At 41.8% G+C, this 11,651-nt stretch carries 7 protein-coding genes; 3 read left to right on the forward strand and 4 right to left on the reverse strand.

Features of this window, described 5'->3' with window-relative positions:
• Positions 1-117 precede the first annotated feature (117 nt).
• A complete protein-coding gene (locus tag V7783_RS16375) occupies positions 118-786 on the forward strand; it encodes an FMN-dependent NADH-azoreductase (RefSeq protein ID WP_335679626.1) in 669 nt (222 codons plus the stop codon).
• Here V7783_RS16375 and V7783_RS16380 read toward each other — a convergent pair.
• The 4 genes from V7783_RS16380 to V7783_RS16395 all read right to left on the reverse strand — a co-directional run bounded on the left by V7783_RS16380 (position 779) and on the right by V7783_RS16395 (position 6,599).
• Entirely contained in the window at positions 779-1,963 is a 1,185-nt protein-coding gene (locus V7783_RS16380) for a sialidase family protein (protein ID WP_335679627.1), read from the reverse strand. The genes V7783_RS16375 and V7783_RS16380 overlap by 8 nt on opposite strands.
• Before the next feature lie 203 nt (positions 1,964-2,166).
• Positions 2,167-5,022, reverse strand: a complete 2,856-nt coding sequence (locus V7783_RS16385) for a TonB-dependent receptor (RefSeq protein WP_335679628.1) — start codon at positions 5,020-5,022, stop codon at positions 2,167-2,169.
• Positions 5,023-5,123: 101 nt separating this feature from the next.
• Positions 5,124-5,999: a FecR family protein gene (locus V7783_RS16390; RefSeq protein ID WP_335679629.1), complete on the reverse strand. Its 876-nt coding sequence runs from the start codon at positions 5,997-5,999 to the stop codon at positions 5,124-5,126.
• 60 nt (positions 6,000-6,059) lie between these two features.
• Entirely contained in the window at positions 6,060-6,599 is a 540-nt protein-coding gene (locus V7783_RS16395) for an RNA polymerase sigma factor (protein WP_335679630.1), read from the reverse strand.
• A 219-nt stretch (positions 6,600-6,818) separates the two neighbouring features.
• On the opposite strand from V7783_RS16395, the gene V7783_RS16400 reads away from it, so the two are divergent.
• Positions 6,819-9,587, forward strand: a complete 2,769-nt coding sequence (locus tag V7783_RS16400; protein WP_335679631.1) for a TonB-dependent receptor — start codon at positions 6,819-6,821, stop codon at positions 9,585-9,587.
• 75 nt (positions 9,588-9,662) lie between these two features.
• The gene (locus V7783_RS16405; protein ID WP_335679632.1) at positions 9,663-11,492 is read left to right on the forward strand and encodes a metallophosphoesterase family protein; all 1,830 of its coding nucleotides are present in this window, start codon (positions 9,663-9,665) and stop codon (positions 11,490-11,492) included.
• The last annotated feature ends 159 nt before the right edge of the window (positions 11,493-11,651 follow it).

The raw sequence follows: 11,651 nt of genomic DNA on the forward strand, positions 1-11,651 counted from the left end.
CAACTAATAAGAACAATTATAGATGAGTATAACTTATTTATAGCTGAGGTTTACTCGTTTGTGAAATGTGCCTGTTAGTTAGATGATTCAACTACATTTACTAACAGGATAAACAGTATGACTACTCTACTTCACGTTGATGCAAGCGTAAGAGCTATTAAAAACGACAACCCAGCCCATGATTCAATCTCTAAAAATATTGCTAAGCAATTTATTGATAGCTTTGCACAGCACCAAGCTATAGATGAGTATATCTATCGCGATGTAGGCATGAATCCGCCGCCTTTTATTACCCAATATTGGATAGGTGCGGTATTTACTCCAGAGAATAAAAAAACCGCAGAGCAAAAGCAATTGTTAGCGTTGTCAGACACATTAATCGCTGAAATTGCAGCCGCTGATATTATTGTGATTTCATCGCCCATGTATAACTACGGTATGCCAGCGCAGCTGAAAGCGTGGTTTGATCAAGTTGTGAGGATCAATAAAACCTTTGATTTTGATCTTTCCCGTGGTGACTTTCCGCTACAACCTCTACTTGGCGGTAAAACCTTGGTTGTGATCACCTCAACCGGAGAGTTTGGTTTTGAGCAAGGCGGCATACGTGAGCATATGAGTCACTTAGTGCCGCACTTGCGTACGTTGAGCAAATATTTAGGTGTGAGTACAATTTATGAAATTGCCTCGGAGTATCAAGAGTTTGCCGATGCTCGCCATCAACAATCACTGGAAAATGCTTATAGGCAAGCAGCAGAGCTTGCTGAGCACCTTAGCTCTGTTACTTAACGGCTCCCTGAAACTGCGCTAAATCTAACTTTGTTACGGCTATGTCTTCTTTATTAACTGCGTAGCTTGTCCATAAGCTGTTTTGCCAAATATAACTTTTTGGGTAGCTGTAACCAATACGTTTGTATTTGCCTTGGTATTGCATGGCCGGTAGAGTGTGTTGGTCTCGTAATATATAAGCGTGGTCAAAGGTGTAGCCGTCTTGGCTTAAGCTTACAACTAACGGTAGGCGGGTTTTATTACCGGTTGGATTATTAACTATATAGGCCATGCCATTTGGCAAATTACCTGCACTTTGTTTTGCTCTTGAGTCTGGTATATTGGTGGTGATTGCATCTGTCCACGTGGCTCCTTGGTCATGGCTACTGGCGGCTAAAATTTTATAACTGCCGCCTTGATCTCGAAAGGTCATAACCACATCGTTTGCTTTATTAACAAACCAGCTAGGCTCTAGCTCATCGCTAACGTGTTTACTAAAAGGTCGGTTGTTAAACTTACCTGCTTGCCAACCCGAAATCGCCAATGGATCATCAGTATAAAAAGGGCTTGCCACCAATCCTGGTTGATGGTGAACCGCTGTGATAACTCGGCCGCTGGGTAAGGCTTTTAAATCTTGTTCAATAACGCCTTTTAGCGGTGTGCCTGCTTTATTTAAAACCGGTTTAAAGTCACTCCAATTAATACCATCTTGGCTTAAAGCGTATTCAACATAACCTGCTTTTGGGTTGGCATTTTTAGGCCAAACATTGATAAAGGCGACTAAGGTTTTTGAATCACTCCACCACCCGCCACTAGTGACTATTGCGCTTTCTCGTGTTGGTGCGAGTAATTGAGCTGTTTGCCAAGCTTGGCCATCTTCACTTTGGCTATATAAAACATGAGTATTTGGGCCATCTTCGTCTTTTTTTGAGGATTGCCATTGGCAATATAAGCGCCCTTTAAATGCAAATAGCACTGCGCCATGGTTGTACTGAGCCTTGCCTTTTATGGCTTTAAATACCTCAAAGTGCTCAGTATTGTTAGCTTTTGAAAGTCCCAGCGTAGAGGGCTTAGTGATATCGATTAATCCCTCTTCCATTTTAAAGGCGGGAGCCGTTGAATTATCGGTTGCTATCACTGAGTGCGACAAACCGCTTAGTATCAATACGGCTGTACACTTTACAAAATAGGGAGTCATATCAAAGTACCTAAAGGCTAAGTTATCGTTATTATGAGGTAATTATCGTTTTGTATTATTTTTATACTAGCAAGTCCTCAACTGCGCGGCTACTGGGTTTGCATAAACAGAGTTTAGACATTAGTCGGTTGTATTGTTTTTATTCAAAACGTAATGGGGGTTTACAAAAGTGAGTTTAGCTTGCGTGTTGCAAATGCAAAAATTTATATTTTTAATGATAAGCTAACAACCACGCGGCGGCCGAATTCTTCTGCTTTGAGTAATGAACTGGCGTCGTCAGTTTTTGCTGTACGGGTCAGGGTTTCGTTGGTGGCATTAAATAGATCTAAGCGAAGGCTGGCATTTGCTGAGTAAAACCAGCTAAAGCTTAAATCTGTGCTGGTGTAGTCTTCAACATAACTACTGGCATTATTACTAATGTCGCGTTGCTCCAAAAAGTCACTACGGTAATTAATATTAAATGCAGCTTGCCATTTTTTATCACTGACTAAAAAGCGCAGGTTACCTGTCCAGTCAGAGACTCCTTCTACTTTAAAGTGATTACCAGCTGAGGTGCTTACATCTGCTTTGTTGATATGGGTGATGCTTGCTGATAATTGGCTTTGTAAGAACCACTGGCTATATTGCGGTAATTGCCACTGGCTACTTGCTTGTAAGCCATTGACTTGAGCTTGGCCATCGTTAGTACGTTGCAAAGAGTTGTAATGCTGGCCTTGATAATTAAAGCTTGCTGCTTGCTCAACAATAAAGTTATTCATGTGGTGATTAAAGCCCAGCAATTGTGCGCTTACGCTTTGTTGTTGCCAGTTAACAGAGAGCGTACTGGTGTTGGCTATAACCGGTTGCAAATTGGGGTTACCAAGTTCTGCATATGGTAGGCCTCCTGAGTTTACATGCAGTTTTGGGTTTAAATCTGAGTAATTTGGCCGATTTAAAGCGCGGTTAAAGCCCGCCCGCCATTGCCAATATTGCGAAGGCTGCCATTTTAAATTAACTGACGGTAACCACGCGCTATCATTATTGCTGCTATTGATAGGCGCCACCCCCCCAGTTTTTGTTAGTTGCGATCCTTGTGTTTCACTTAATGTATTACTGTATCGTAAGCCAGTGCTTAGCGTTACTTGCTCAAATTGCCACTGTGAAGAGATATAACCTTCTTTTGATGCAAAGCTTACTTTGTAACTATTTAATCGGTCACTCTCACTCATTTCTGCGAACGGCAAATCAATATCATAAAGTTGCAACAGGTCACTTTTTGGGATTAACCAAGGTTGTACTTCAGCGTTCATAAATCCTGCTGAAAACTGATTGGCAATTGGCTCAAGCCAACGGCCATCTAAATTAGGTAGTTGCTCTAAAGCCGAGGGCGATAAACTGATATCTTTGCGGGCGTAGTGATAGCTTTGTGTTGAATGTAAAAAGCCGATATCCAGCGCTTGCAGGCCCCAACTATTTTCAGCACTGAAATGACTATCTATGCCCCACTCTTGTATTTCATTAAGCACATTGATAGTGCGTTTACTCATTTGGCTAATATGTGAGTAGCTACTTACTAACCCCAAGTTACCTGTAAAATTAAAGTTATCAACCGATGTGTTTTGTAAAGCTACGTCTGCTTGCATAGGTGAAGTCGCAACATGAACGCGAGTGATAGGCTCTTTAGTTTTACTGTTTGCTTTACTGCTACTGTAAAACGGCGAAAGCGTTAAAGGTAAATGCACACTGGGTTGCCAGTTGGCATCAACTTGTATGGTTTGGTTGGCATAATATAAGTTGGATTCTTCGCGGCTCGTTTTGGCATTTACAGCGTTAAACATGAATTGGTTGAGGCTATTATTTTCAGTGTTAATATGTGCTTGAGCCGACTGACTTTGTGGGTTAATCGATATACGATGCTCATCAAACGAAAAGTCAGTATCTGATCTAAACCACAAAGAGTTAATTTTTAAACGCTCAGTGGCTTGCCAGCTTAGATCACCGTAATACGTTGCGCGGGTACGGTCTTCGTTTTCTATGGTTAGTGCTAAGCCATCTGTAGGTACTAAGGTGTTTTCGTTAATATCAGGCCACTGGTAAGGCTTTGGTGCGCCGTTATTTTCTCCCCAGTGCCAGCTTTCAAACTGAAACTGACGTTGTAGACGGTTCTCATAGTTCATTTTAAAAATGACTCCTAAATCACCGTCTGCGCTTTTAGCATTTGCCGTTAGGCCAAAGCTTGGCTGAAAATTCCGCTCACCTTCAAGCGCTGCACCAGTGAGCATAACTTGTAAGTTATTGTCTTGATAAGCAAGTGGATCATCGCTAAGCAAGTTAACGGTAGCACCCACGGCACCACTAGGAAGGCTTGAATTTGAAGTTTTATAAACCGCGATATTTGAAAATAACCCAGCGCTAAATATATCAAAACGGTGTTGTTGCCCATACTGATTTGAATTTCGCACGTTCTCGGTGTTTGCAAGGCGATGACCATTAAATAGCGTTAATTGATACTCAGCCCCCAATCCCATCGCATTAATATTTAGGGCTTCACCGCGATCGCGCGTAATACTCAAACCGGGTACTGCTTGCAGAGCTTCAGCTAAGTTTTCAGCCGGTAGTTGCGTGAGCATCGCACCTAGCGCAACTTCGCTCTCTCCTGCGTAATCACTTTTTACTTGCTGCGCATAATTTACCGCTTGTTGGTAATTGCTGTTATAGGCATCACCGTTGGATGATGTGGGGAGTTGCTCGGTTACAGTCACCTCTTCAAGCAGCGAAGTGTTGTTAGTTTTAGATATTGATATTACAGGTGTGATGGTTTTAAAGATAACGATGCCAGCCGCTGTTTTTTGCCAGCTTAACTGATGCGGGGTTAACCATTTATTCAAGGTGCTTTGCAATGATGTAGCCTGTACTGGCTCTACCTCGAGCCCTTCTAATAGCGCGTTGTCATAAATTAAAGCCGTAGAAAACTGCTCAGATAGACGTGTTAGTTGCTCTATTAAACTTGTGGTTGTGGCATTAGCAGTAAAAGAAAGACCGAGTAACGCTACACATAAAAAACAGCTTATACGTAACATCTATGAACAGCCTTCCAATTTCATTAAACCCTTAGTGTGAAGAATTTAGATGAACACTTTATGACATTGCCCTGTAAGTTATAAATAAAACCAATCAACCTTTATTGCGTTGCTGACAATACAATACTGTCGTCAAATTGATTAACCTCAAGTTGATTCAACTGTGCTATTAAAGAGGCTGCCCCTAATACATCTGCCGTTTTAAAGCGACCGCTGACGCGCAGGTCCGCATCCACATTACTCAGAACTAGTGGTTTGTCGGTATAGCGATTAAGTTGAAAAATAGCATCGTTAATGGTCACATTTTCTAAATCAAGCCAGCCTAATTGCCAATCTGGTTGCTGTGCTTTAAAAGTCGTTACAATAATTTGCTTGGCATCAACGCGGGCGCGCTGTCCTTTTACTAATTCTACTCGTTGTGAGTTATCGCGGGTGGTTACCGCCACTTTGCCATGAAATACATCAATCGTTGTTCCACTTAGGGTTTTGTCAATATTAAACGCGGTGCCTAGCACGCTAACTGTTGCGTTACCGGTATCAATGGTAAATGGGCGTTGCTCATCGCGCTTAACTGCAAAGTAGGCCTCTCCTTTGCTTAAGGTGGCTTGTCTGGTTTTATCATTTTCATGAAATTGCAGGTTAGTTTGCGTATTTAGAGCAACTTCAGAGCCGTCCGACAAGGTAATATCGGTCGCTTTGGTCGCTGTAAATTGCTGTGTGGCAATGAAAGTTGCTGTTGTTGGGCTAACCTCAGGACTTAATGTTGCCACCCCGACTACCGCCATGATTATACTCGCCGCAAGCGCGCTGCCCCAGAGCCAAAAGTTAGTATGGGTGTTGGCTTTTATGTGTGTTGGCGCTGCAATTTTGGTGGACGTATCTAGCATTTTAAGTGCTTCGGTAAGTGCTGCATCTTGCCAAATCGCTTGCTTGAGTGGATCTTTATTTTCATCGTCATGTTTGGATGAGGTGACCATGTTATTTCTCTATCTATCTCTATTATTAATATAACGACTTAACGTTCATTAAGGGGACATTTAGTCGGCAATAAATTCGCTGATTGCGTCTTTGAGCATATCCATCGCGCGGGAAATATGCTTTTTTACCGCCTCTTCTGATAACCCTAAGCTTTGCGCTATTTGTTGACGGCTTTCACCATGTAAGCGGCGACGAATAAACACATCACGACGCAGTGCTGACATTTGCGTGAGCACTTGCTGGTATAAGCGCAAGCGTTGTTCATGCTCAAGTAAACTCTCCAGTGACAGCGCATTACTTTCAGGTTCGTGCTCTAAGCTCTCGGGAGATTTATTTTGCTCTCGATGATGATCAATCACTAAATGTTTTGCCATGCGATAGCCATACGCTAACGGGTTATCAATATGCTCCGAACATTCAATTTTTAATGCTTTCATCAGCAGTTTTTGAAATAAATCATCGGCATCGGCCTGCTCACCGACTGCCCGACGAAAAAAGCTTTTTAGTGCATCTTGGTTGGCAATAAAGCACTTAACGAGGGGTCTATTTTGTTGACCTTGTGCGTTTATTAGCGATGGCGGCGTTTGAGTTTGAGGCATCAGTTCTCATCGTTATCTATAACATTACATTTTTAATAGACGCTCATACTAGAGCAAAGGTGACACCTTTTTTATGATGATTTAATGACACTTTTATGATTGCAGTGTCGCAAAACCGACACAAAAACTTCATCGAATAAATACGTCCCCTATTAATTTTTTGCAGCGTCATTAGGAGCGAAATCAATTTAAAGTCGTAATACATACAACAGGAACAACATGATGACTAAGCGAATTTTTACCCTATCACCTTTAGCATTGGCACTAAGTGCGTTATTTGTCGCGCCAAGTTACGCGCAAGACGCTGAAAATGAAGATCAAGCGATGGAGCAAATCGTCGTAACGGGTAGTTATATTAAAAGTTTAGAAAAAGCGATTGACCTAAAGCGGACAAACATTGGTTTTTCAGATTCGATTGTCGCTTCAGACATCGCTGATTTTCCAGAGCAAAACCTTGCAGAAGCACTACAGCGTATGCCAGGTGTGACGATTGAGCGAAATAAAGGCTTAGGTCAAAAGGTGAATGTACGTAGTTTGCCGAGTGAGTTTACTTTTGTGTCGATTAACAACCTTGCTACGGCATCCGGTAGTGGCGGTCGTGATGTTGAATTTGATATTTTTGCGTCGGAAATTATTCAAAGTGTTACGGTAAAAAAATCCCCCACTGCTGCGGATGAAGAAGGCGGTATTGCAGGCTCGGTTGCGATTACCACAGCACGACCATTTGATTATGAAGGACGTAAGTTAGTCGCATCAGTTGAAGGTGCTTATAATGATATTTCTGAGCAGACTGATCCTAAATTAGCGTTTTTAGCCAGTGACACATTTGGTGATTGGGGCGCACTTGCCTCTTTTGCTTATTCGCAGCGCACTAACCGCACCGATAGTAATTCTGGCATTAACTTTCGTCCGCTTTCTCGTTGGTTAGAAAAGTCAGGCTCATCACAATGGCAAGCCGATCAAGCGGCAGACGTTTTAGAGCGTGATACAGGTATTAGCATTAATGATCGTTTGGATAGCGATGAAACTAGCCGCGTAGTGTTTATAGATAAAGTGGGCGACCGTGCTTATCTTACCGAGCAAGAAAAGTGGGGAGCAACGTTATCATTGCAATATAAACCAAGCAGTGAGTTTAGTTTAACGTTTGATGGTTTATTAGGTAACTTTGATGATCACGAAGATGAATACGATGCGGCGGCTTATACAGCATCAAGTATTAGTTCATTAGAGCGTGTTAATCAATACGACAGTTCAACCCTTAGCGATTACGGCATCACTGTATTAACTGACGTTGATTATGCGGCTACACAGCATGAATTTTTAAGTAAAGAAAACAGCAGTGATACTGACTATCAGCAATTTAGCATTGCGATGGACTGGTTAGTGGGTGAGTGGGATGTGTATGGTTTAATTGGCTACAGTGGCGCAGATAAAACAACCGAGACGACCAACTTAAAGCACACGGCTTATCGTGCAACACGTTCTCGTTTCACCAGTACCGGCGCAGAAACTATCCCAAGTGATAACCCAGATACCTTTGATATGTATAACTCACCAGAGGCTTATTTATTTGATTATAACGAAGTAAACCTTGAGGCTATTTCTGATGATAAATACGCAGCGCAATTGGATTTTTCACGTCAGTTAAATTTAGAGTTTTTCCCTGCGTTAAGTAAAGTACAGTTTGGTGCTCGTTATACAGATAAGTCAAAACAACGCGACTACGGTACAAACCGCGTAACGGGCCCATCAGCGGGCGACTCGTCTTGGGTCGGCACGCGTACCCTTGCTGACAGCCAGCTTAGCAGTATTTCAGATCTTGTTAATGGTGGTGAGTACTTGTCTGAGGTGTCTTCTAAGCAAGATTGGAGTCAAATTTCAAATAGCTATGCCCGCGACCAACTGAGATACACAGGTTTTGCCGTTGATTTTGAACCTGATCAATACTACCAAGTAGAAGAAAAAACCACGGCCATTTACGCTATGGCTGATTTTGCGTTTGATATCGGTGATATGCCAGCAACCTTGAATACCGGTGTACGCTACATCGAGACGGACGTAAATTCATCGGGCTATCACCAAGTACAAAATGATGATGGTTCAACGGATTACACCTCAGCGCCAGTATCAAAAAGTGGTAACTACTCGGATGTATTACCTAGTGTTAACTTTACCCTTGAGCTTAACGATGACTTAGTACTGCGTGCTGCGGCTTCAGAAACATTAATGCGCCCTGCCCTTACCGATATTGCTTATAAACGCACAGTGAGCTTAAACGAGTTTAAATACCGCGATGGTAATCCAGACTTAAAACCAACTTATGCTGATCAATGGGAAGTGGGCCTAGAGTGGTATTTAGAAGAAGGCGGTTTATTGGCGGTTTCTTACTTTGAAAAAGAAATTGAAGGCGTAGTACGTGAGTCACTTACTGGCGTTGTGGAAGGCGTAACAAAATACAACGATAACGGCACTGTGGATGGTGTGTACGACTTTGATGTTTATCAAAAAGTGAATGCTGAAGGGTCGTATGATGTTAGCGGTATTGAATTTATTGCGCAAATCCCATTTGTTCGTTTTAGTAGTATGTTAGAAGGTTTTGGTGTTAACGCTAACTACACTACGTTAGATAACTCATTAACTGGAGCTTCTGATTTAGGCATTCCAACGCCGCCAGAAGGTCTTGCCGATGAAACTTACAATCTGACTTTTTATTATGAGAATGAAAGCTTTGATGCGCGTATTTCATATAACTACAAAGATAAATACGTAGAGTACATTGAGCGTGATATGTATCCAGTTTACCGTGATGCCTACGGCCAAACAGATGTATCACTGGGCTACAATATTAATGATTCAGTAAAAGTGACGCTTGAGGGCATTAATATCACTGGCGAAGAAACCAAAGGCTATACCTTAGATCCTGCATTCCCGACTATGTATGAGTTTTCAGGACGTCGAGTATCGCTAGGTTTAAGAGCTATTTTTTAACGGGTTCAATGTATAAAAACCGGAAGCTTAATGCTTTCGGTTTTTTTGTTTTAAATGTGATAACAGGGCATTTCTATGAAGTTATTTCTACCTTTAATACTGTGTATATTTAGTACAACATTACATGCTGCTCCACTAAGTAATACGCAAATTGCCTTTGTCCCCGATATTCATTTCCATGATATTTATGGCGATTTTTCAGCTGAAGGATTTAACGGTATTGAGCTTAATAAAGGGGCTAAGCCCGTTAGTATTCGTAGCATGCAGGCGCAAATTCACTCCACGCGATTATTTAATGAAAACTATTTTGCATTAATAGCCACTTTAGATGATATTGCCGCCAAAGGAGTAAAGTTAGTTGCTCTACCCGGTGATTTTACGGATGACGGTCAGGGCGTTCATTTAAATGGTTTAAAAGTTATTTTAGCGGATTACGCTAAAAAATATGACATGCGATTTTTTGCTATCCCCGGTAATCATGATCCGGTTAGGCCATTTAAAAGTGCTGGCGGAAAGGCGGACTTTTTGGGCTCTGACGGGCAACAAGTGGGGATTTATTCAACCGATCATCCACGTTGTAAAGAGGATGCTAAAGATAATGATGCGTTAGTATGCAGCGATAAAATCGCTCATGCTGGTTATCAAGAAATTGTAGATATAATGGCGCCATTTGGTTTGCAGCCAGATAACCGCGATTTGCTGTGGGAAACACCATTTGGCAAGCAGGCGTTGCTCACTGAACGCAGTTATACCCAATGCGCGCAGAATGACCAATCACGTTGTAAGCAAGTACCCGATACCAGCTATTTAGTTGAACCTGTTGCAGGACTTTGGTTATTGGCTATTGATGCGAACGTGTATATCCCAAAACTGGAAAATGGCCATTTGATCTTTCAAGGCTCGGGTAATGCAGGCTATAACAAAGTACTCACTGAAAAGCCTTATTTATTAAAGTGGATCACACAAGTAGTGCAAAGGGCAAAAGCACAAGGTAAAACCTTAGTTGCGTTTAGCCATTTTCCGATGGGGGAATTTTACGATGGCCAAACGCAGTCGATTAAATCACTGTTTGGTGATACGGCTTTTCAGTTAGCCAGAGAGCCTAGTCTTGATACTCGAAAATTACTCGCCGAAACTGGTTTGAAACTGCACATTGGCGGGCACATGCACATGAACGACACATCGGTCATTGAGAGCGAGCATAACACCCTATTTAATATTCAAGCACCTTCTATCGCGGCATACCGCCCTGCTTATAAGTTAGTCACACTTAATAAACAGTTAGCAAAGGTGGATACGATTACGATTGATAACGTTGCCCAGTTTGACCAACTGTTTAGCGCCTATCAAAAAGAGTATGACTATCTAAACAAAAATGCCCCAGAGCAGCTGTGGAATAACCGTATTTTGACAGCCAAAAGCTACCACAGTTACAGTAAAATGCATTTACAAGCTTTGGCACAATGGCGGTTTATTCCTCGTGAGTGGCCACAAGACTTTCGTGAGCAAGTATTGAATATGTCATTATTAGAGATCACGGCTCTGTTTAACAATGATAGCCAGCTATCTAAAGTACAACGCCAAGGCTTACAGGCTAAAACAGTGCTCGATTTTATCGCTGACTTTTACTTAGTGCGTAACGCTGGAACGCTTGCGTTTGCTGATATTAGCCAAGCAACTCAGCAAACTTATCAAACAATGGCAAACTTATTAAATAACAACACAAGGTGCGTTGTTAGCAGTGACAATAAAGGTAAAAACATTTGCCAGCTAAAATCAGCCCTGACTCAAGCATTCAGTATTTACGACAACCTTAATCATGCGCTACCTGATAGATGCTTGATTATTGATATGTCAGAAAATAAGTCGTTACAAAATTGTGCCACGGATACTGCATCACAATAACTTAGGCGTTAATAATTTGTATTATGTAATGGGGGTTTACAGCTGAGGTAAAAGATTCAAGGTTCAAGATTCAAGGTTTAAGGTTCAGGATTCAAGGTTCAAGATAAAAGGTAAAGTTATTAATTGAGGTGTGTGTCGATTCAAGTATGAATCGTGTCG

Source organism: Pseudoalteromonas sp., assembly GCF_036960685.1.
Lineage (GTDB): Bacteria > Pseudomonadota > Gammaproteobacteria > Enterobacterales > Alteromonadaceae > Pseudoalteromonas.